This is a genomic window from Stenotrophomonas sp. B1-1 (assembly GCF_010894375.1).
Taxonomy (GTDB): domain Bacteria; phylum Pseudomonadota; class Gammaproteobacteria; order Xanthomonadales; family Xanthomonadaceae; genus Stenotrophomonas.
In genome coordinates, this window is record NZ_JAAIUZ010000018.1 from 81252 (window position 1) to 103363 (window position 22112).

The 22112-nt window shown below is 67.2% G+C and carries 14 protein-coding genes; 9 read left to right on the forward strand and 5 right to left on the reverse strand.

Annotation, left to right across the window (positions count from 1 at the left end; all coding sequences use genetic code 11):
• Positions 1-432 precede the first annotated feature (432 nt).
• From yccS to G4G00_RS14900, 5 genes are all read right to left on the reverse strand, one after another.
• On the reverse strand, positions 433-2613 hold the full coding sequence (gene yccS, locus G4G00_RS14880; RefSeq protein ID WP_164274662.1) for a YccS family putative transporter: 2181 nt from the start codon (positions 2611-2613) through the stop codon (positions 433-435).
• Between the two features lie 96 nt (positions 2614-2709).
• Positions 2710-4767: a TonB-dependent receptor gene (locus tag G4G00_RS14885; protein ID WP_164274665.1), complete on the reverse strand. Its 2058-nt coding sequence runs from the start codon at positions 4765-4767 to the stop codon at positions 2710-2712.
• 233 nt (positions 4768-5000) lie between these two features.
• Positions 5001-8123, reverse strand: a complete 3123-nt coding sequence (locus tag G4G00_RS14890; RefSeq protein WP_164274669.1) for an efflux RND transporter permease subunit — start codon at positions 8121-8123, stop codon at positions 5001-5003.
• A gap of 31 nt (positions 8124-8154) precedes the next feature.
• A complete protein-coding gene (locus tag G4G00_RS14895; RefSeq protein WP_108754373.1) occupies positions 8155-11388 on the reverse strand; it encodes an efflux RND transporter permease subunit in 3234 nt (1077 codons plus the stop codon).
• A gap of 74 nt (positions 11389-11462) precedes the next feature.
• On the reverse strand, positions 11463-12704 hold the full coding sequence (locus G4G00_RS14900) for an efflux RND transporter periplasmic adaptor subunit (protein WP_108754372.1): 1242 nt from the start codon (positions 12702-12704) through the stop codon (positions 11463-11465).
• A gap of 186 nt (positions 12705-12890) precedes the next feature.
• Here G4G00_RS14900 and G4G00_RS14905 point away from each other — a divergent pair, with 186 nt between their 5' ends.
• The 9 genes from G4G00_RS14905 to G4G00_RS14945 all read left to right on the forward strand — a co-directional run bounded on the left by G4G00_RS14905 (position 12891) and on the right by G4G00_RS14945 (position 21985).
• Positions 12891-14210, forward strand: a complete 1320-nt coding sequence (locus G4G00_RS14905) for a M20 family metallopeptidase (protein WP_108754371.1) — start codon at positions 12891-12893, stop codon at positions 14208-14210.
• Positions 14211-14883: 673 nt separating this feature from the next.
• Complete coding sequence (queF, locus tag G4G00_RS14910) at positions 14884-15702, forward strand: NADPH-dependent 7-cyano-7-deazaguanine reductase QueF (protein ID WP_164274672.1); 819 nt, start codon at positions 14884-14886, stop codon at positions 15700-15702.
• A gap of 208 nt (positions 15703-15910) precedes the next feature.
• Complete coding sequence (locus G4G00_RS14915; protein WP_108757357.1) at positions 15911-16204, forward strand: LysM peptidoglycan-binding domain-containing protein; 294 nt, start codon at positions 15911-15913, stop codon at positions 16202-16204.
• 57 nt (positions 16205-16261) lie between these two features.
• Positions 16262-16771, forward strand: a complete 510-nt coding sequence (locus G4G00_RS14920; protein ID WP_108751065.1) for a hypothetical protein — start codon at positions 16262-16264, stop codon at positions 16769-16771.
• A 385-nt stretch (positions 16772-17156) separates the two neighbouring features.
• Positions 17157-19379, forward strand: a complete 2223-nt coding sequence (locus tag G4G00_RS14925; protein WP_164274674.1) for an NADP-dependent isocitrate dehydrogenase — start codon at positions 17157-17159, stop codon at positions 19377-19379.
• Positions 19380-19673: 294 nt separating this feature from the next.
• On the forward strand, positions 19674-20621 hold the full coding sequence (locus G4G00_RS14930) for a hypothetical protein (protein WP_164274677.1): 948 nt from the start codon (positions 19674-19676) through the stop codon (positions 20619-20621).
• Positions 20614-21162 (forward strand): ATP/GTP-binding protein, encoded by a 549-nt coding sequence (locus G4G00_RS14935; protein ID WP_164274679.1) that lies wholly within the window; start codon positions 20614-20616, stop codon positions 21160-21162. The genes G4G00_RS14930 and G4G00_RS14935 overlap by 8 nt, the downstream gene beginning before the upstream one ends.
• Entirely contained in the window at positions 21155-21571 is a 417-nt protein-coding gene (locus G4G00_RS14940) for a roadblock/LC7 domain-containing protein (protein WP_164274682.1), read from the forward strand. Before G4G00_RS14935 ends, G4G00_RS14940 begins: the two co-directional genes overlap by 8 nt.
• Before the next feature lie 54 nt (positions 21572-21625).
• Complete coding sequence (locus G4G00_RS14945) at positions 21626-21985, forward strand: hypothetical protein (protein WP_108751060.1); 360 nt, start codon at positions 21626-21628, stop codon at positions 21983-21985.
• Positions 21986-22112 lie beyond the last annotated feature (127 nt).

Sequence of the window (22112 nt, forward strand, 5' to 3'; positions counted from 1 at the left end):
TCCATGCGAACGATGCCGGGCACCGGGCTGCACGGTGGCGCGATGCTGCCGCGATGGCGGACCGAATGATGCTGTGATGCTGTCCGGGTGCCCGGGTCGAACGATGCCGCGATGTTACGCGTTGCCGGGCCGAATGTTGCCTCGATGCTGCACGCTGCCGGGTCGAATGATGCCGCGATGCTGCGCTTCGTAGAGTCGAGCTTGCTCGACTGCTGTTGGCGGAGCAGTCGAGCAAGCTCGACTCTACCGTCACCGTCACCGTCACCGTGACCCGCACCCGCACCCGCACCCGCACCCGCACCCGCACCTGCACCGGCAAAGGCACCGGCACCGGCACCGGCACCGGCAACGGCAACGGCAACGGCACCGCCACCGGCAACGGCAACGGAACCAGCCCCGTCACCGTCACCACCTCCACCCATGCAGGCGGGATCAGGTCAGGCCACGCACCGCTTCGTTGGCCGCCGCGCGCATTTTCGGCAGCATGCGCAGCACCAGTGCCATCTGCGTGCGGATCAGCTGCAGCTTCGGCGCCATGCTGTCGTCGGTCTGTTCCAGTTCGGCGGCCACGGCGCGGTCGGCGTCGTTGTCGTCTTCGCTGACCGGCTGCCTCGCGCCCAGCGCGCTGCCCAGCTGTTCCAGTGCCTCGCGCACGCGTTCGCCGGCGGCCAGGGCCAGCGGGTCGGCGGCGAAGCTGTCCACCTGGTCGCGGTGCGCGCCCAGTGCGGAAAGGTGGCCCAGCAGGGTGTTGGACAGTGCCAGGAAGCGGAAGCCGGCATCCAGGTTGCGGCGCACGTGGCCGGGTTCGCGCAGCATGTTCGACAAGGCCGTGGACAGCGCCGCGTCGGCGTTGTGCATGTCGCGGCGGGCAATGCGGTAGGCCAGGTCATCACGCATGCCGCTGCGGTACTGGCCCAGCACCGATTCCAGATAGCGCGCGGCGGTGTCCAGCACCCGCGCCAGTACTTTGTGCAACTGCCGGCCCTGCCAGTCGGGCAGGATCAGGAAGGCCGCCGCGGCGGCGATGGCGCAGCCCAGCAGGGTGTCGACCATGCGCGGCACGATCAGCACGAAGCCATCGCCGATCAGGTTGAAGCAGGTCAGCGCCATCACCGTGATCGCCGCCGAGGCCACCAGGTAGCGGTCGGTGCGGGTGAAGAAGAACAGCAGGGCAGACAGCAGCGCGATCAGCAACTGCACGTGCAGCTGCGGGAACAGCTGCAGCAGCGCCCAGGTCAGCACCAGGCCGGCCAGGGTGCCGACGATGCGCTGGGCCAGGCGCTGGCGGGTGGCGCCGAAGTTGGGGCGGCACACGAAGACGATGGTCAGCAGCACCCACGAGCCGTTCTGTGCATTGAACAGGCGGATGGCCAGGAAGCCGGCGATCAGCGCCAGCGCCATGCGCAGGCCGTGGCGGAACAGCACCGAACCGGGCGTGAGCTGCTGGCGGATGCGCACGCCCATCTCGCGCAGGGTGTGTGGGTTGCTGTCGCGCAGGCGGGTATCGACGTTGTCCAGGCTGGCTTCGGAGCGTTCGGCGTCCAGCAGGCGGCGTTCGATGCTGCGCAGGTTGTGCACCAGCAGGTCCAGCGAACCCAGCAGGCGCTGCCATTGCGGGCGCTGCTGGTCGCGCAGGTAGGCCAGGGCATCGGCCAGGTCGCGCCCGGCCTGCTGGTTGCTTTCCCCATACACGAACGGCCGGCGCAGTCGGATCGCCTCGCCGAGCCGTGCGCAGGCCTGGCCCTGCAGGTCCAGCAGGCGCTGGCAGCGGTACAGCACGTCGCTGTGGAAGAACGCATCGACCAAGGCGCCGTAGGGGTAGTGCGAGGAGCTGGCACGCTCATGGAAATCCTGGGCCATGTAGTACAGGCGCAGGTACAAGCCGGAATTCACCCCGGGGCGGCCGGAGCGACCGAAGCGCGCCATGATCGCGGCCTTGGCTTCATTGAGTGCGCCCACCACCCTGCGGTTCTGCTCGGCCAGGTCCAGCTGGCGACGGTGCAGGTCCGCTTCACGCACCGGCTCGAACAGCGCGGCCTTCAGCTGCAGGTAGCGGCCCAGTTCCTGGTAGAGGCGGGCCACGCGTTCGCGTACCGGCCGGTTGGCGAACAGGGCGGTCCAGACAATGGACAACAGGCCATACCAGACCGCACCGGCCAGCAGGTGGCTGACCGCATGCAGGGCGCGTGGCAGATCGCCGGCGCCGCCGTGCTGCTCCAGCCCGATCATGGTGTAGATGGCCAGGGTGACCGTGGCCTGGGCGATGGAGGCGTAGCGTTCGCCCAGCGCGCCCAGCAGGGTCAGGCCGAAGGTGGACAGCGCCAGCGCGGCGATGAACAGCCACGGCCACGGGAACAGCCAGATGACCGACGCGGCGGCAATGCAGAAGCACAGCAGCGACAGCAGCACCGCCTTGGTGCGGCCCCACCAGTTGTCATCGGTTTCGGCGATGGCGCTGGCGATGATGCCCAGGAACACACCGGGCAGGGCCGGCAGTGCGTCCATGTGCCAGCACACGCCCAGCGCGGTGGTCAGGGCAATGAAGACGCGCAGGCCGTAGCTGGCTTTTTCATGGGCCCACAGGCGGCTGAGGCGGGAATGGGGCGCGGACATGCAGGCTCGGGGGGCGGAGTGCCCCCATTATGGCGGTGCGCGCGTGTGTAGGGTGTTCGAGGTGCGGACCAACGGTCCGCACCCACCGAAACCGCATTACATCTCCCAGCGCACGCTCACGGCGAAGGTGCGCGGCAGGCCGATGCCGGCGTTCGACCAGTACTTTCGGTTGCCCAGGTTTTCCACGCTGGCGCGCAGGGTGACCGGGTGCCCGCTGGCCATCAGCCGGTAGCCCACGCCGGCATTGACCAGGGTGTAATCGGGCAGCTTCAGGGTGTTGTCGGCGTCGTACCAGACATCGCCGTAGTAACGCACGGCGGCGTAGGTTTCCAGGCCATCCACCCACGGCAGCTGGTAGCTGGCATGCAGCACGCCGCTCCAGCGGGCGGCACCGACGGTGCGGTTGCCTTCCCGCGCGGCGCTGTCCGGCGACAGCTTGTCGTAGGTCGGGTCCAGCCAGGTCACGCCGCCACCCACGGTCAGCGCGTCGGTCAGGTGCAGGTCGGCGCTGGCTTCCACGCCTTCGTACAGGGTGATGCCATCCTGCACCAGGCGCAGGCCGGTGTCGGTCTGCTGGTCGATGTTGGCGCCACGTTCCAGCCGGAACGCGGCCACGTTCGCATTCCAGCGCGAGGCTTCCACCTTGGCGCCGATTTCATACTGCTTGCTGATGGTCGGGTCCAGCACATCGCCGGCGTTGATGTAGGTGTTGCCCACGCGGCTGCCGGCTTCCAGCGATTCGATGTAGCTGGCGTACAGGGTCACTGCCTCGCTGGGCTTGAACATGACCGCATAGGTCGGGGTGACCGGGTAGGTGTGGTAACGGCCCTTGGTCTCGAAGTCGTTGTAGCGCCAGCCAGCCAGCACCGACCAGCCGCCGCCGAAGTCGACGGTATCGCTGGCGAACACCGCCTGCTGCACGGTTTCATCGCCACGGGTCAGCACCCGCGAACCCACCGCGTCGTGGCGGATGGCAGAACGCTGGTACAGGTTGGCGCGACCGATGGTGTTCCACTCGTAAGGGCGGTCCCAGCCCAGCCCGGTCTGGTGGCTGACGCCGGCCACCAGCTGGTGCTGCAGCGGACCGGTGCGGAAGCTGCCCTGCACCAGCGCCTGCGCGAGCTTCCATTCGCTCTTGCCGCCCAGCTCGTACACGTTCACGTTGTAGTCGCCGTTCGGATCGTCGATGTAGGCGAAGATCTTGTTGACGTCGTTCCACGAGGTGGTGACGCCGTAGCTCAGGCTGGCCTTCCAGTCGCTGTTGATCTGCCAGTTCAACGCGGTCGACAGCAGGCTGGAACGGGTGTCGTAGTAGGTGCCCGGCACGCTGTTGTCGACGTCGCCGGCAATCGGCCGCGGCAGCGAGGTCAGGCCGATGAAGTAGTACTGCGGCGATTCTTCGCTCAGGTCGCGCGACTGGAACACGCCGTCGAAGGTCCAGGTGAGCGCATCGCTCAGGCGCGCGTCCAGCGACAGTGCGCCGACCTTGCGGTCGACATGGCCGCCGTTGAAGGTTTCGCCCTTCTCCTGGTACGCGTTGAAGCGGTAGCCGAACATCTCTTCGTTGCCGAAGCGCCCGCCGGCATCGACACCGCCGCTGACGATGCCCTGTTCGCGCCAGCCCAGCTGCGCGGAGAACGTCGGGGTGTCGGTCGGCTTCTTGGTGATGTAGTTGACGATGCCGCCGGGTGCGCCGAAGCCGTACAGGAAGCCACCGGGGCCCTTCAGCAGGTCTACCTGTTCCATCACTTCCAGCGGCCATTCGGTGCCCCACGAAGACACCTGCAGGCCGTTCACGCGGTAGCTGTCGTAGTTCAGATCGATGCCGCGGTTGCGGATGGGCGAGCTCCAGCCACTGGCGTAGGCGCTTACCTGGGTGGTGACCGAGGGGTCGAACAGGAAGGCTTCGCCCAGCGAGACGACCTGGCGCTGCTCCAGCTGTTCGCGGCAAACGGCGGTGATGGCGAACGGGGTGTCACGCAGGGCACGGTCGCCCAGCGCACCGGCTTCGGTGTGGGTGCGTCCGCCGACCACCTTGATGGCGTCCAGGTCGGTGGCGCTGCGGGTGTCGGCCGGGGCTTCTGCATGGGCCACGCAGGCGGCGGACAGGGCGGCGGCCAGCAGGGCCACGCGCGGGGTGCGGAACGAAGGCATCGATCAGGTTCCTCGGCGGACGGCCACGGGCCATCCACCCATGGTTGGGGGAAGGGGCAGTGGCTGGGATCACGCAGGCTGACCGGGAACCGGGAGCGGGGCGCCGCAGGGGCGCAGGACCATGGCTGGATGCGAATTGTTCTCTTTTCGTTACAGCGCGTCAAACCCAAGGGGGCGTGCGGACCAACGGTCCGCACCCACCCGGTAGCGCCGGGCCATGCCCGGCGGATCCTTCACGCGCGCTGCGCGCGCTTGAGCAGCTTCGCTTCGCGCTTGCGCGCGCGGCGTGCCCGCCAGCGATCGGCCAGGCACGAGAAGATCACGTACAGCGCCGGCGTGCTCAGCAGGGTCAGGCTCTGCGAGAACAGCAGGCCGCCGATCATCGCGATGCCCAGCGGGCGCCGTAGCTCGGAGCCTTCGCCCAGGCCGATCGCCAGCGGCACCGCCGCCAGGATCGCCACCATCGTGGTCATCATGATCGGGCGGAAGCGCACGATGCTGGCCTCGCGTGCGGCCTCGCGCGGGGCCAGGCCGTGCTCGCGCTGCGCCACCAGGGCGAAGTCGATCATCATGATCGCGTTCTTCTTCACTATGCCGATCAGCAGCACCAGCGCGATCATCGAGATCACCGACAGTTCGGTGTTGGTGCCGAACAGCGCCAGCAGCGCGCCCACGCCCGCCGCCGGCAGGGTGGACAGGATCGTGACCGGGTGGATCAGGCTCTCGTACAGCATGCCCAGCACCAGGTACACGGTCAGGATGGCCGCGAACACCAGGATCAGCATGTCGCTGGGGTCTGAGTTGAAACCGAAGCCGGCGTCGTCGGCCAGGCGGATGTCGCCGGGCATGCGCATGCCGGCCACGGTGGCATCGATGATCGCCTTCGCCTCGCCCATGCTCACCCCGGGAGCCAGGTTGTAGCTCAGGTCCATCGTGGTGTACTGGTTTTCATGGGTGATCTGCGAAGGCGCCAGACCGGGCACCTGGCTGGCCACCGCGGTGATCGGCACCATCTGCCCATTGCTGGCCTTCACGTACACCTCGTCCAGCGCCGCCGGGGTGGCGGTCTGCGAGGGCAGGGCGTTCACCACCACGCTGTACTGGTTGATGTCCGAATAGATGGTGGAAATCTGCCGCTGGCCGAACGCACCGTACAGCGCACCGTCGATGGCACCGACCGAGACACCCAGGCGCGCGGCCTTGGCGCGATCGATTTCGATGTTCTGGCGCAGGCCGGCGTTGTCCACGTCGGTGCCCACGTCACGCAGTTTGGGGTTCTTCTTCAGCTCGGCCTGCAGCTTGGGCAGCCATTCCTGCAGTGCGGCCAGGTCGTTGCCCTGCAGGGAAATGCGGTACTGCGCACCCTGGCTGTTGCCGCCGCCATCATTGCTGGGCAGATCCTGGATCGCGCGCAGGCGCAGCTGCAGGTCGGGGTAGCGGTCGGCCTTGGCACTCAGGCGGGCCAGCGCGTGGGCGGTGGTCTCGCGACGCCCTTCCTTGCGCGATTTCAGTTCCACGTTGAACTGCGCGCTGGAGCCCTGGCGGCCACTGCCCAGGCGCACGCCCACGGTCTTCACCGCCGGGTCGGCCATCAGCATGTCGGTGATGCGGCGCTGGCGGCTGACCATGTCTTCGAAGGACACGGTGGCGCTGGAATTGGCGCGGCCCCAGATCAGGCCGGTGTCCTGCGGCGGGAACGCACCCTTCTTCACTGCACCGAACAGGAAGATGGTGACGCCGATCAGGATGAGCGGGGTGAGCGAGAGCAGCAGCGCGTGGCGCAGCGAGAAATCCAGGAACACGGTGTAGATGCGCAGCATGCGCTCGTGCCCGGCATCGAGCCAACGGCCGAAGCGCGACGGTGCGGCGTTGTGGTCGTGCGCGCTCAGGAAGCGGCTGCACAGTGCCGGGGTGAGGGTCAGCGAGACGATCATCGACACCACGATGGCCGCCACCAGGGTGACGGTGAACTCGCGGAAGAAGGCGCCCATCATGCCGCTGGCAAACAGCAGCGGAATGAACACTGCAACCAGCGAGGCGGTGATCGAGACGATGGTGAAGCCGATCTCGCGCGCACCGGTGAAGGCCGCCTGCAGGCGCGGCATGCCTTCGTCCAGGTGGCGCATGATGTTCTCGATCACCACGATCGCATCGTCCACCACGAAGCCAATCGCGATCACCAGCGCCAGCAGGCTCAGGTTGTTCAGGGTGAAGCCCAGCGCGTACATCACCAGCGCCGCACCGGCCAGCGACAGCGGCACGGTAACCGCGGCGATCAGGGTGGGGGCCAGGCGGCGCAGGAACAGCGCCATGGTCAGCACCACCATGGCCAGGCTGATCAGCAACGTGATCTGTACTTCATGCAGCGACGAGCGGATGGTCGGCGTCCGGTCGAAGTACGGGGTCATGGTGGTGCCGGGCTGCAGGTAGTCGCGCAGCGCGGGAATCTGCGCCTTCACCCGGTCCACGGTTTCCACGATGTTGGCGCCGGCGCGGGTGAACACGTACATCACCACGGCGGGTTTGTGGTCGAACCACGCGGCCTGGTAGGCATCCTGCTGGCCGTCGTAGACGTTGGCGATGTCCTTCAGGCGGATCACCCGGCCATCGCCCTGGGTCTTCACCACCAGATTGGCGAAGTCGGCCGCGCGCGCGACCGAATCGTTGGCGATGATCGCAGTGGTGGTGTTGCCGTCGCTGAGGAAACCGGTGGGCGAGGTGACGTTGGCCGCGCGCACCGCGTTGCGCAGGTCATCGGCGGTCAGGCCCAGGGCGTTCATCAGGCGCAGGTTGACGTCCACGCGCACGGCCGGCGTGGAAGCACCGGCGATATCCACCGATGCCACGCCGCCGATCTGGCGGATGCGCTGGGCCAGCAGCGAGTCGGCCACGTTGTACAGCTCGTCGGCCGACTGCGTCTGTGAGGTCAGCGCGATGGCAATCACAGGATCGTCGTTCGGGTTCGCCTTCTGGTACATCGGCGAGCCCATGCCCGAGGGCAGGTCGGCCTGCGCCGAGTTGATCGCGGTCTGCACGTCCAGCGCCGCCGAATCGATATCGCGGTCGGTCTGGAAGATCATGAACACCAGCGAGCTGCCTTCCGAACTGGAAGAGCGCATGCGGTCGATGCCGGGCAGCTGGCCCAGATGGCGTTCCAGCGGCGCGGTGACCGTGGAGGCCATGGTGGCCGCATCGGCGCCGGACTGGCTGGCGTGCACGAAGATGACCGGAATCTGGATGTTCGGCAGGGCCGACACGCCCAGCTTCAGGTAGCAGATCACGCCGATGATGAACAGGCCGATGGCCAGCAGCGCGGTGCCGATCGGGCGGCGGATGAAGGGGCCGGACAGGTTCATCGTGCCGCCCCCCGCAGGTGCGGGGCCTGGATCATGCCTGCGGCTCCTGCAGCGAACCGTCGCGCAACGCGCGCTGCTCGCGGCGGCGGGCAAGCCATTCCGAGAACCGTTCCATGTACAGGTAGATCACCGGCGTGGTGTACAGCGTTACCAGCTGCGACAGCAGCAGGCCGCCGACGATGGCAATGCCCAGCGGACGGCGCAGTTCCGAACCGATGCCGGTGCCCAGCGCCAGCGGCAATGCGCCCAGCATGGCCGCGGCGGTGGTCATCATGATCGGGCGGAAGCGCAGCAGGCAGGCGCGGCGGATCGCTTCGTGGGCGTTGGCGCCGGCGCGGCGGGCTTCGATGGCGAAGTCCACCATCATGATGCCGTTCTTCTTCACGATGCCGATCAGCAGCACGATGCCGACGATGCCATCCACCGACAGGCTCAGGCCGCACACCATCAGCGCCAGCAGCGCGCCCACGCCGGCCGGCGGCAGGGTGGAAATGATGGTGATGGGGTGGATGTAGCTTTCGTACAGCACGCCCAGCACGATGTAGATCACCACCAGCGAGGCCAGCAGCAGCCACACCACGTCGGTCTGGCTGCCGGTGAACTCGGCGGCCTTGCCGATGAACTCGGCATGCAGGTGGGCCGGCATGTCCAGGCTGGCCTTGGTCTCTTCGATGGCCTTGACCGCATCGGACAGCGAGTAGCCCGGCGCCACGTTGAAGGAGACGGTCACCGCCGGCAGCTGCTGCTGGTGGCTGACCACCAGCGGCGCGCTGGTCACCTTGCCTTCGGCCAGCGCCGACAGCGGAATGATGTTGCCCGCGCCCACCGTAATGCCTGTGTTCTGCGCACCGATGCCGGTGGCGGTGGACGAGTTGGACGAGGTGACCTGGCCGAAACTGGTGGCGTTGGTGCCGGTCAGCGCGCCGGCGCCGTTGGAGGCCACGGCCAGCTGTTCCATCAGCGCGGTGCTGGTGCGGAACTCCGGTGCCACTTCCAGCACCACGCGGTACTGGTTGAGTTCGGTGAAGATGGTGGAGATCTGGCGCTGGCCGAAGGCATCGTAGAGCGTGTCATCGATGGTCTGCATCGGCACGCCCAGCACGCTGGCCTTGTCGCGGTCGATGTTCAGCTCCAGCGCACGGCCCTGGTTGGACAGGTTGTTGTCCACGTCCGCCAGCTCCGGGCGCTGGCGCAGCGCCTCGGTCAGGCGCGTGGCCTGGGTGGCCACGGTGGCCGAATCAACATCGGACAGCGAGTACTGGTACTCGGTGGCGGCCACGCGCGTATCCAGGGTCACGTCCTGCACCGGCTTCAGGTACAGCGCCACGCCGGGAATGCCGGCCACGGCTTTCTGCAGGCGCGGCAGGATCTCGTCCAGGCCATCGCGCTGGCCGCGCTCCTTCAGCACGATCGACAGTTGGCCCTGGTTGAGCGTGGGGTTCATGCTGCCGGCACCGATGAAGGCCGACACGCCGGTCACATCCGGGTCCTGGCGCAGGGCTTCGGCCACCTGCTTGGTGCGCTGCTCCATCTGCGGGAAGGCGATGTTCTGGTCGGCCTGCACCACGCCGGTGATCAGGCCGGTGTCCTGTTCGGGCAGCAGGCCCTTGGGAATCAGCACGTACAGCAGCACGGTCAGCACCAGCGCGGCGGCGGCCACGACCAGGGTGGCGCGCTGGTGGTCCAGCACCCAGTCCAGGCTGCGTTCGTACAGGCCCACGGTGCGCGTCCACAGATTCTGCTTGCCGGCGGCCGCTGCGCGCTCATGCGCGTCTTCGCCCTCGGGCAGCGCGTCGGGCTTGAGCAGGTAGGCGCACATCATCGGGGTGAGCGTCAGCGAGATCAGCATCGACAGCACTACGGCGATGCTGAGCACCCAGGCGAATTCGTGGAACAGGCGGCCGGTGACGCCCGGCATCAGCAGCAGCGGCAGGAACACGGCCACCAGCGAGACGGTCAGCGACAGCACGGTGAAGCCGATCTGGCGTGCGCCGATCTCGGCCGCTTCGCGGCCACTCTTGCCCTGTTCGATGTAGCGCACGATGTTCTCGATCATCACGATCGCATCGTCCACCACGAAGCCGGTGGCCACCACCAGCGCCATCAGCGAAAGGTTGTCCAGCGACATGCCGGTGAAGGCCATCACCGCGAATGTGCCGGCCAGCGACAGCGGCACCGCCACCGAGGGAATGATGGTGGCCCACAGCCGGCGCAGGAACACGAAGATGACCGCCACCACCAGGCCGATGGTGAGGATCAGGGTGAACTGCACTTCATGCACCGACGCACGGATGGTTTCGGTGCGGTCGTTGAAGACTTCCAGGTGCACGTCGGCCGGCAGCACGCCCTGCAGCTGCGGCAGGATGGCGCGGATGCGTTCGACGGTCTGCACGATGTTGGCGCCCGGCTGGCGGCGCACTTCCAGCAGCACCGCCGGCTTGCCGTCGGCCCAGGCGGCAAGCTGGTCGTTTTCCACGCCGTCCACCACCTGGGCCACGTCGGACAGCCGCACCGGGCGGCCGTTCTTGTAGCTGATGATGGTGTCGCGGTACTCGGCGGCACTGGCCAGCTGGTCGTTGGTACCGATGCTGTAGGATTGGGTCTTGCCGTTCAACGAGCCCTTGGGCGCGTTGACGTTGGCCTGGGTGAGTGCGCTGCGCAGCTCTTCCATGGTCAGGCCCATGTTCGACAGCTGCGCCGGATTGACCTGGATGCGCACGGCCGGGCGCACGTTGCCGGCGATCGACACCAGGCCCACGCCCTGCACCTGCGACAGGCGCTGGGCGAGGATCGAATCGGCGTAGTTGTTGACCTCGCGCAGCGGCCGCGTGTCAGAGGTCAGCTTCAGGGTGACGATGGCCGCGTCGGCCGGGTTTACCCGGTTGTAGACCGGCTGGTAGGGCAGCGACGAGGGCAGGGTGGCTTGGCGGATCGCCGCCTGCACGTCCTGCGCGGCGATATCGATGTCGCGGTCCATCGAGAACTGCAGGATGATCGTGGACAACCCGGCCGACGAATCGGAGGTCATCAGTTCCAGCCCGGAAATCTGCCCGAACTGGCGTTCCAGCGGGGTGGTGACCAGCGACGCCATGGTGGTGGCGTTGGCACCCGGGTACTGGGTGGTGACCACCAGGCTGGGGGCATCGATTTCCGGCAGCGCCGACACCGGCAGCTTGCGGTAACCCAGGATGCCCAGCAGCAACAAACCCGCCATCAACAGCGAGGTAGCAATGGGACGGCGGATGAAGATCGTCGAAAAGCCCACGGACGGATCCTTGCTGGTGCTTCAATGGTTGCGCCGGCATCGAGGCCGGCGCGGAAGGAAAGGGTGGCCTGCGCTCAGCGCGGGCCACCACCGGGACGGCCGCGGCCGCCACTCTTCTGTTCGGCGGCCTTCAGTTCGGCCTCGGTGGGCGCCGCGGGGGTTTCGCCCGGCTTCAGCGCGGTCACCTTGCTGCCCGGCTTCAGGCGGAACTGGCCTTCGCTGACCACCCGCTCGCCACCCTTCAGGCCTTCGGTGATCTGCACGTGGCTGTCGCCTACTTCCACGCCACTGCGCACGGTCTGCATCTTGACCGTGTTGTCGCCCTGCACCAGATAGACGTACTCGCCATCGGGCCCGCGCAGCACGGCCTGGGTGGGAATGACCACGCCCCCGGCAATGGTGCGCAGCTGCATGCGCACGTTCACGAACTGGCCCGGCCACAGGCCGTTGTCGGTGTTTTCGAAGATCGCGCGGGCCTTGAAGGTGCCGCTGTCGGCGCTGATCAGGTTGTCCACCACGTCCAGCGAACCGTCACCGGACAGCACGTGCGAATCGGCGCGGTCCAGCGCCGCCACCGGCACCTTGCCGGCCGTCTGCGCCTGGCGCACGTCGCCCAGCTGGCGCTCGGGCAGGTTGAACAGCACGTGGATCGGGTGGATCTGGGTGAGGGTGACCAGCGCGGTACCGGCATTCACCACGTTGCCTGCATCCACTGCACGGATACCGGCAATGCCGGAAATCGGCGCGGTGATGCGGGTGTACTGCAGCTGCACCTGCGCGGCGCGCGCGCTGGCCTCGTTGGCGGCCACCGCGCTTTCGTACTGTGACACCTGGTTTCGTTGTGTATCCAGATCGGTCTTGGCGACGAACTGGCGGTATTCCGGCGCGTTGGAGCGCTGGAAGTTGGAACGGGCGGTGGCCAGCAGCGCCTCGTTCTGGCGCTTGGCGGCCACGGCCTGGTCATAGCTGGCCTGCGCGCTGCGGGGGTCGATCTGCGCCAACAGGTCGCCCTGCTTTACTTCCTGGCCTTCGCGGAAGTTGAGGCTCATCAGCTGGCCGCCCACCTGCGGGCTGACCGTGACGGTGTTCATGGCCGTGACCGTACCCAGGGCGCTGGCATACACCGGCACATCCTGGCGGATGGCATCGACCACGGTGACCGGCACCGGGCCGGCATCGGGATCTTCGCCACCCTGGCGCGCGGCGGCGCCCGGGCCTGCCGCCTTGTCCTTGCCGCCGCCCAGTACCCGCACGCCGACAAACGCCAGCACCAGCACTACCACGACCAGCAGCACGATCTTCCAAACACGTGACATTCAAGGACTCCAAGAAGGCTGGATGGGGCAGCGCCCCGATTGGCAATGCACAAAGCATACCTGTGACCCATGCCTTTTCCTGCATGACGGATGGGACGGGCGCTCAGACCCGGCGCGGCGAAGGAGGTTCCCGTAGCGGCGGCCTTGCCCTACATTCAGGTGCAGACCCCTTCCCTGGAGCCCGTGATGCGCCGTTCCCTGCTGCTGTCCGCCCTGTTGCTGGCTGTGCCGGCCCTTGCCCATGCCGACGTGGCCGAGCGCCCGGAGGTGACCGCTGCCGCGCAGCGCCTGCAGGCGCAGGTGGTGGAATGGCGTCGTGACTTCCATCAGCACCCGGAGCTGTCCAACCGCGAAGCACGCACCTCGGCCGAAGTGGCCAAGCGCCTGCGCGCAATGGGCCTGAAGCCGAAGACCGGCATTGCCCACCACGGCGTGGTGGCGATCATCGAAGGCGGCAAGCCGGGCCCGAAGATCGCCCTGCGCGCGGACATGGACGCGTTGCCGGTAACCGAACAGACCGGCCTGCCGTTCGCCTCCAAGGCTACGGCGCAGTACCGAGGGCAGACGGTGGGGGTGATGCACGCCTGTGGCCATGATGCGCACACCGCCACCCTGCTGGGCGTGGCCGAGGCACTGGTGGCGATGAAGAAGGACCTGCCGGGCCAGGTGATGCTGATCTTCCAGCCGTCCGAAGAAGGCGCGCCGCCGCCGGAAGAGGGCGGTGCCGCGCTGATGCTGAAGGAAGGCCTGTTCGCCGACTTCAAGCCTGAGGCCGTGTTTGGTCTGCACGTATTCTCCAGCGTGCAGGCCGGGCAGATCGCGGTGCGTGGTGGCCCGCTGATGGCGGCGTCCGATCGCTTCGGGATCAAGGTGATCGGTCGACAGACGCATGGTTCGGCGCCGTGGAACGGGGTGGACCCGATCGTGGCCACCGCCGATCTGGTCGGCACTGCGCAGACCATCGTCAGCCGCCGCACCAATCTGTCCAAGCAGCCGGCGGTACTGACCTTCGGGGCGATCAACGGCGGTATCCGCTACAACATCATTCCCGACGAAGTGGAGATGGTCGGCACCATCCGCACCTTCGATGAGGGCATGCGCCAGCAGATCTTCGCTGATCTGCGCAACGTGGCCGAGCACACGGCCGCGGCGCACGGGGCCAAGGCGGTGACCGAGATCTACGAGGCCGAGGGCAACCCGGCCACGGTGAACGACCCGGCGCTGACCGCGAAGATGCTGCCGAGCCTGCAGGCGGTGGTGGGCAAGGACAATGTCTACGAGCCGCCGCTGCAGATGGGCGCGGAGGATTTCTCGCTGTACGCCAAGGAAGTGCCGGGCATGTTCTTCTTCGTCGGTTCCACCAGCGTGGGCATCGACCCGGCGACGGCGCCGGCGAACCATTCGCCGAAGTTCCTGTTGGATGAGAAGGCGCTGGATGTGGGCCTGCGCGCGTTGCTGCAGGTCAGCCTGGATTACCTGCACGGCGCCGGCACCCCGGCGGGGTGAGGGTTACCGGCAGGGCTTGCAGCCCTGCACCCGCTGCAATCAAAGGCAACATCAACGTCAACGTCAACGTCAAAAGCTGGGCTGGTTTTCTGTGGGTTGGGCGGGGCGGTGTGGGCTTGCAGGACACGCCGTAAACCCCCAGTCCGGCCCAGCCGCTGGCGGCTGTGCGTTCGGGCGCTTGCGAAGCAGTGCTTCGCAAGCAAAGCGCCCTCACCCATGGGGGCTCGTAGGCGCCATCCATGGCGCCTGCGGTCCTGCAAGCCCACACCACCCCGCCCCCGACAGTTTCCTGCGATCCGTCGGAACGGCACGGGGTCGGATCCCGTTGTTTCGCAACGGGCTCTGACCCCATTCCTGCTCTGGTAGGTGTCGACCTTGGTCGACACGGCGGACGTCATGAACGTCTGAACGACCGGCTTCTGCTTTTGAATTTGATTTTCCTGATCTTTCCCGTGGTGGCGCGGGAAACTGTCCGTGGCCGGGAGGGTGGGTTGGCTGGGGGCGTGAGCCGCATGGATGCGGCGACCGAGCTTACATGGACGTACTTGCGGCGTCCCCCAGCCAACCCACCCTCCCGGCCGACCCCGAGATCCTGCTCTTAACCACCACGGAGGGGCTGCGCCGTTGGCCGATCCGGCCGAAGGCCCGCCCTGCGCGCGATACAATGACGCCCATGAACACCCCCCAGGACTCCAGCCTCGGTCGCGAGGTCAGTTACCCGTCGCAGTACGATCCCGGCCTGCTGTTTCCCATCCCGCGCATCGGCGCCCGTTCGGAAATCGGCCTCGATGATGCCGCGCTGCCGTTCGTCGGCCATGACCGCTGGCATGCCTTCGAACTGAGCTGGCTCGACCCGCGTGGCAAGCCGCAGGTGGCCGTGGCCACCGTGCAGGTGCCGTGCACCTCGCCGCGGCTGATCGAATCGAAGTCGTTCAAGCTGTACCTGAACTCCCTCAACAGCACCCGTATCGACAGTGCCGAAGCCCTGCGCGAGCGCCTGGTTGCCGATCTGTCGGCCTGTGCCGGTGCGCCGGTGCAGGTGGCGTTCGGCCTGCCGGAACTGCGCGAAGCGCCGCTGGGTGAGTCCATCGACGGGCTGCAGGTGGAGATCGACTGCTATGGCCCGCCGCAGGCCGATTATCTTGCTGCCGACGCGGGCAACGTGGTGGAAGAGACCCTGGTGTCGGCCTTGCTGAAATCCAACTGCCCGGTGACCGGCCAGCCGGATTGGGCCACGGTCAGCCTGCGCTACCGGGGCCCGAAGATCGATCGTGCCGGCCTGCTGCGCTATCTGGTCAGCTACCGCGAGCACGCCGAGTTCCACGAGCAGTGCGTCGAGCGCATCTTCAGCGAGGTGTCCGCACGCTGCCAGCCGCAGTGGCTGGAAGTGGAAGCGCGCTACACCCGCCGGGGTGGCCTGGACATCAATCCCTGGCGTGCCAGCCCCGGCATCGCAGCCCCCGCTGCGACCTACCGCGAACTGCGCCAATAAGCGCCGCCGGGCATGGCCCGGCGCTACCACCGCAGGGGATGGTCGGCACCTACGGGTAGCGCCGGGCCACGCCCGGCGAGCGCAGCGGCCATCGGCCACCCCGATTGTTCAGCCGCCCCGGGGGGCGGCTTCACATCCGCACCATCCCCATTTAACAACCGCCATGGCACCGTGCATACCACGTAGTCATGCAGACGGGAGTGTGTGGATGAGTACCGAGAAGAAGGCCGATTTCTCCGGCGTAAGCGCCAGCGTCGACAGTACCGCGCAACAGGTTCCCAAGGCGGACTTTTCCGGCGTGAGCGCATCGGTGGACAGCACCGCTGATGTTGTCAGTGGCGGCACCTACACCGTGCAGAAGGGAGATTCGCTGTCGAAGATCGCCAAGCAGCACCTGGGCGATGCCAATGCCTGGAAGAAGATCTTCGAGGCCAACCGCGATGTGCTTGACGACCCGGACAAGATCTTCCCGGGCCAGACCCTGAAGCTGCCGCCGAAGTAAGCCGGACCCGCAACCGGCCCACGATCGCTATCCGAACATGCCTGGGAGAAACCACGAATGATCAAGACCACGCCGCTTCAGAACGCCCTGCTGGCCGCCCTGCTGGGCAGTGTCGCCTTGGTGGGCTGCAAGAAGAAGGAAGAATCCACCGATACCAATGCCGCCCCGGCAGCCACTGCCCCGGCCGAGCCGGCACCGGCGCCGATGACTGGCGCGCCGCCGCCGATGGCCGCCGCAAGCGCCGTGGCCGTGTCCTCGGTCACCGTGGGCAAGAGCGCGGCTGCGGACAAGTCCGTTGCCACGGCTGCCCTGTTCGCGCCAAAGGATGATGTCGTCGTTTCGGTGAAGACCGATGGCGCGGCCAGCAACGTCAACGTCGGCGCCAAGCTGACCTTCCAGGACGGCCAGGTGGCCGGTGAACAGAGCGCCACGCTGAACACCAGCGGCGCCGAGACCACCAACATCACGTTCAAGAATGCCAATGGCTGGCCGGCCGGCAAGTACCGCGCCGAAGTCATGGTTGATGGTAAGGCGGCCGGAACGCCGCAGGAGTTCGAGGTCAAGTAAGTCCCGCCGACTCTCTCCCGGTTGGACTCACGATGGACGCAGCCGCGAGGCTGCGTCTTTTTTGTTGGGCGGTTGCACGCTGGGCCGCATCCACGCATGGCGTGGATCTACCCGAACGGCCGCCGCGCCGGGTGTAGACCACGCCACGCGTGGGCGCGCGGCGATGGTTGCAACCGATACCACGGCAATGGATCACTGCGTTGCCGCAGCGCAGTACCTTGGCGTATGGCATGGCTTTGCCCCGCGCGGCTGAAAACGCGACAATGCAGGGGTTTCCCCGCCGCGCGCCCACCCTGACGGCGACGAGGGAAAGTGACACGGTTGCACGTGGCCCGGCGCTGGCGCCGGCCTTCCCCTGAGAACTGCTACAGAGTCCAAGTCCCCCATGTCCAAGATCCTCTATACGCTGACCGACGAAGCACCGTTCCTGGCGACCCAGTCGCTGCTGCCGATCATCGACGCCTATACCGCCACCGCTGGCATCGTGGTGGAAACCCGTGACATCTCGCTGTCCGGCCGCATCCTGTCGCAGTTCCCCGAACTGCTGAGCGATGCGCAGAAGGTCAGCGACGACCTGGCCGAGCTGGGCCAGCTGGCGACCACCCCGGACGCCAACATCATCAAGCTGCCGAACATCTCCGCCTCGGTGCCGCAGCTGAAGGCGGCCATCAAGGAACTGCAGGACCAGGGCTATCCGCTGCCGGATTACCCGGAAACCCCGGCCGACGACCAGCAGCGCGACTACAAGGCGCGCTACGACAAGGTCAAGGGCAGCGCGGTGAACCCGGTGCTGCGCGAAGGCAACTCCGACCGCCGCGCGCCGCTGTCGGTGAAGAACTACGCCCGCAAGCACCCGCACCGCATGGGCGCCTGGGCGTCGGATTCGAAGTCGCACGTTTCGCACATGGCCGCCGGTGATTTCTACGGCAGCGAAAAGTCGGCCACGCTGGCCAACGCCGGTGCGCTGAAGATCACCTTCCACGGCAAGGACGGCAGCGCCGTCGTGCTGAAGGAAAAGACCGCGGTCAAGGCCGGCGAGATCGTCGATGCCGCGGTGATGAGCCGCAAGGCGCTGGCCAGCTTCATCGCCGCGCAGATCGAAGATGCCAAGGCGCAGGGCGTGCTGTTCTCGCTGCACCTGAAGGCCACCATGATGAAGGTCTCCGACCCGATCATGTTCGGCGTGGTGGTCAACGAGTTCTACAAGGACGTGCTGGCCAAGCACGCCGACGTGCTGAAGCAGGCCGGTTTCGATGCCAACAACGGCATTGGCGACCTGGCCGCGCGCCTGCCGTCGCTGCCGGAAGCCACCCGCGCCGCGATCGAAGCCGACCTGGCTGCCGAATACGCACAGCGCCCGGGCGTGGCCATGGTCAACTCGGACAAGGGCATCACCAACCTGCACGTGCCGAGCGACGTGATCGTCGACGCCTCGATGCCGGCGATGATCCGCGACTCGGGCAAGATGTGGAATGCCGAAGGCAAGCTGCAGGACACCAAGGCCATCATCCCCGATCGCTGCTACGCCGGCGTGTACCAGGCCGTCATCGACGACTGCAAGGCCCACGGTGCGTTCAACCCGGCCACCATGGGGTCGGTGCCGAATGTCGGCCTGATGGCGCAGAAGGCCGAAGAGTACGGCTCGCACGACAAGACCTTCCAGATCGCTGCCGACGGCGTGGTCAAGGTCACCGACGATGCCGGCAACGTGGTCTTCGAACACGCGGTGGAAGCCGGTGACATCTGGCGCATGTGCCAGACCAAGGACGCACCGATCCAGGACTGGGTGAAGCTGGCCGTCGAACGCGCCCGCCTGAGCAGCACCCCGGCTGTGTTCTGGCTTGATGCCGCCCGCGCCCACGACGCGCAGGTCATCGCCAAGGTCGAGCAGTACCTGAAGGACCACGACACCAATGGCCTGGACATCCGCATCCTGCCGCCGGTGGAAGCGACCGCGTTCTCGCTCGATCGCATCCGCAAGGGCGAGGACACCATTTCGGTGACCGGCAACGTGCTGCGCGACTACCTGACCGACCTGTTCCCGATCATGGAACTGGGCACCAGCGCCAAGATGCTGTCGATCGTGCCGCTGATGGCCGGTGGTGGTCTGTTCGAGACCGGCGCCGGTGGTTCGGCCCCCAAGCACGTGCAGCAGTTCGTGGAAGAGGACTACCTGCGCTGGGATTCGCTGGGTGAATTCCTGGCCCTGGCCGCGTCGCTGGAACACCTGGGCAACCGTTACGACAACGCCGCCGCCCGCGTGCTGGCCAAGGCGCTGGACGAAGCCAACGGCCAGTTCCTGGACAACGACAAGTCGCCGTCGCGCAAGCTGGGTGGCATCGACAACCGTGGCAGCCACTTCTACATCGCCCTGTACTGGGCGCAGGCGCTGGCTGCGCAGGACGACGATGCCGCACTGAAGGCGCGCTTCGCACCGCTGGCCAAGGCGCTGAGCGACAACGAACAGAAGATCGTTGACGAGCTGGTGGCGGTGCAGGGCAAGGCCGTGGATATCGGCGGCTACTACCGTCCGGATGTGGCCAAGGCCAGCCAGGCCATGCGTCCCAGCGCGACCCTGAACGCCGCACTGGAACAGCTGCGCGGCTGATCCATCGCCGCCTGGTTGTGAAGAAGAAACCCGCGCTCCGGCGCGGGTTTCTTTTTGCTGGGGCCAGGAGTTGGTGCCCGGGGTCGGATCCCGCTGCGAAGCGGCGGGCTCCGACCCCATTCCCCAATGCCGTCAACACGGCATGAAACTTGCCCCCGATGGCCGTCGCAGAACCGCTGTGTGCCCTTTCACTACCCGCTGCAATCTGAGCAATGGGTCACGGCCCGCCGTGTCTCACTTGTCCTAGCCTTGGCCTGCGAAACCGCCGGGGAGGCGGTTGCCCGGGGAACTCGGATGGCACGCGTGCTGGTGGTGGGAACCGATATCCAGGGCGAGCAGGCACTGCTGCAGCGCCTGCGTGTGGCTTCGGCGCTGCCCGACGGGCAGATCCGCCGCAGCCAGGATCTGGATGACTGCGATCTGCTGGTGATCCGCGACACGCCGGCGCTGCGCAATGCGGCACTGCGCATGCGCCAGCAGCGGCCCCGCCTGCAGTGCTGGATAGAAGACATCGGCGGGCAGCTGCGCCGCGGCGATGGTGGCCACGATGTGCTGGACGACGGCGCCATCGGCCATGCGCTGCGCGGCATGCAGGCCGCGCCGCCGTCCACACCGGTACGCCTGGCCGACGGCGCCCATGCCATCACCCGCCTGCTGCGCGAGCGTTTGCCGTTGCGCCAGGGCCAATTGCTGCTGGCCCTGGAGGGCCAGCCGCTGCTGCTGATGGATATCGAACAGGACCAAGCCGTGCTGCTGCAGGAGCCGGCCGCGCTGCTGGTGGAACGCCTGGCCGACGGATTCGAACACCTGCAGCTGGACGCGCTCACGGCCGCGCAGCTGCAGGCGCTGGCCGGTACGCGGCCGCGCCAGCCGCTGCGCCCGCTGCTGTGGCAATGGGCGCAGCGCAGCCGCCACTGGCAGGCACTGGACGAGCGCCTGCGCGGGGCCACGGTGAAGCTGCTGCGCTGGCCGGATTTCCGCGTGCTGGGCCACGATCACGACGCCTTCCGTCTGTGCTCGCTGCTGCTCAAGCGCGCCAGCACGGTGGATGAGTGCGCGATGCTGCTGGAGCTTCCCGCCGCGGCCGTGCGTGACTTCGTGCATGCGGCCTACCTGTGCGGCTACGCCCAGTTGCAGGGTTCGGCCACATCCACGGCCACGCCGATGCGCAGCAGCAGCCCCGACCCTGGCCTGCTGGCCCGTCTGTGGCGCAGCCTGCGCGGGAACGAGCGCCATGCGTGAACACAAGGTGGTGGTGCTGGGTGGCATGGGCAGCGGCAAATCGACGCTGGTACGCAGCATCGCGGCCGGCGCGGTGATCGATACCGATGTGGCCAACAGTGATCGCGCCGGTGCCGACAAAGCCTCGACCACGGTGGCCCTGGACTACGCCGATATCGACCTGCCCAACGGCGAGCGCCTGCGCCTGTACGGCACGCCGGGCCAGCAGCGCTTCGACTTCCTGTGGCCGATCCTGCTGCAGGGCGCGCGTGGCGCGGTGCTGCTGCTGGACGCGCGCCGCAGCGGCCTGGCCACCGAACTGGACACCTACCTGCAGGCCCTGCAGCCCTTCGCCGGTGCGCTGGCGCTGGTGGTGGCGGTCACCCACTTGGACCTGGCACCGGCAGCGGTACTGGACGACTGGGCGGCACGCGCCGTGCTGGACGGGCAACCGTTGCCGCTGCTGCCGCTGGATGCCCGCGATCGTGAGCAGGGACTGCTGCTGATGGATGTATTGATGAGCGAGATGGAAGCGCACGCACTGGTGGCCGCGCATGGCTGACGGACAGCTGGCCCTGTTGCCGGACGAACGACAACGTGCCCGCCTGCAACCGTTGTTGCACGACCTGCGCCAGCGCGTGGAGGGCGTGCGTGCGGTGGTGCTGGCCAGCGTGGATGGCTTTGCGGTGGTCAGTGCCGGTGCCGAAGGGCGCGGCGAACGGCTGGCGGCGATGACCAGCGCCATGCTGGCGCTGGCCGGCGCGGTGGGCCGCGAACTGGTACTGGGCGAACTGCAGACGCTGATGCTGGAGGCCGCCGGCGGCAAGGTGCTGATGCTGGCCATTACCGCCGAAGGGCGCGCACCGCTGCTGTTGATGGCCGCGTGCGACCAGCGCAGCGTGATCGGCCAGGTGCTGTGGCAGAGCAGGGAATGTGGCCGGGAGATCCTGGCCGAACTCGGCGGAACGTGAGCCCGGCCGCAGGGGAACCAGGGGCTCGAACCAACAAGATGAAGGGGAGCGCACGTGGCTGGACTGACTGAATCGCTGAATGCACTGATGGGTATCGACGGCGCGCAGGCCGTGGCCCTGGTCGATTACGAGAGCGGCATGCTGCTGGGCGAGGCCGGCGCGGGCATGGACATGGAGGTGGCGGCCGCCGGCAACACCGAAGTGATCCGCGCCAAGATGAAGACCGCCGCCTCGCTGAACCTCAACGACAGCATTGAAGACATCCTGATTTCGCTGGGCAAGGCGTACCACATCATGCGCCCGGTGGCGCGCAAGAAGGGCCTGTTCTTCTACATCGTGCTGGACCGGACCAAGAGCAACCTGGCCCTGGCCCGGCGCAAGGTGCAGGACGTGGAAGCCGAACTGGCGATCTGACCGCCCGCCTGACCGCCTTTCGTAGAGTCGAGCTTGCTCGACTGCTTTGCTCCGGCCCTTCGTAGAGTCGAGCTTGCTCGACTGCTTTGCTCTGGCCCTTCGTAGAGTCGAGCTTGCTCGACTGCTT

Bases quoted from the DNA above. Each gene is read 5' to 3' on its own strand.
- G4G00_RS14915 (WP_108757357.1), top strand. From the start codon at position 15,911: ATGAGTACCGAGAAGAAGGCCGATTTCTCCGGCGTAAGCGCCAGCGTC.
- G4G00_RS14920 (WP_108751065.1), top strand. From the start codon at position 16,262: ATGATCAAGACCACGCCGCTTCAGAACGCCCTGCTGGCCGCCCTGCTG.
- G4G00_RS14925 (WP_164274674.1), top strand. From the start codon at position 17,157: ATGTCCAAGATCCTCTATACGCTGACCGACGAAGCACCGTTCCTGGCG.
- G4G00_RS14905 (WP_108754371.1), top strand. From the start codon at position 12,891: ATGCGCCGTTCCCTGCTGCTGTCCGCCCTGTTGCTGGCTGTGCCGGCC.
- G4G00_RS14940 (WP_164274682.1), top strand. From the start codon at position 21,155: ATGGCTGACGGACAGCTGGCCCTGTTGCCGGACGAACGACAACGTGCC.
- yccS (WP_164274662.1), bottom strand. From the start codon at position 2,613: ATGTCCGCGCCCCATTCCCGCCTCAGCCGCCTGTGGGCCCATGAAAAA.
- queF (WP_164274672.1), top strand. From the start codon at position 14,884: ATGAACACCCCCCAGGACTCCAGCCTCGGTCGCGAGGTCAGTTACCCG.
- G4G00_RS14935 (WP_164274679.1), top strand. From the start codon at position 20,614: ATGCGTGAACACAAGGTGGTGGTGCTGGGTGGCATGGGCAGCGGCAAA.
- G4G00_RS14900 (WP_108754372.1), bottom strand. From the start codon at position 12,704: ATGTCACGTGTTTGGAAGATCGTGCTGCTGGTCGTGGTAGTGCTGGTG.
- G4G00_RS14885 (WP_164274665.1), bottom strand. From the start codon at position 4,767: ATGCCTTCGTTCCGCACCCCGCGCGTGGCCCTGCTGGCCGCCGCCCTG.
- G4G00_RS14890 (WP_164274669.1), bottom strand. From the start codon at position 8,123: ATGAACCTGTCCGGCCCCTTCATCCGCCGCCCGATCGGCACCGCGCTG.
- G4G00_RS14930 (WP_164274677.1), top strand. From the start codon at position 19,674: ATGGCACGCGTGCTGGTGGTGGGAACCGATATCCAGGGCGAGCAGGCA.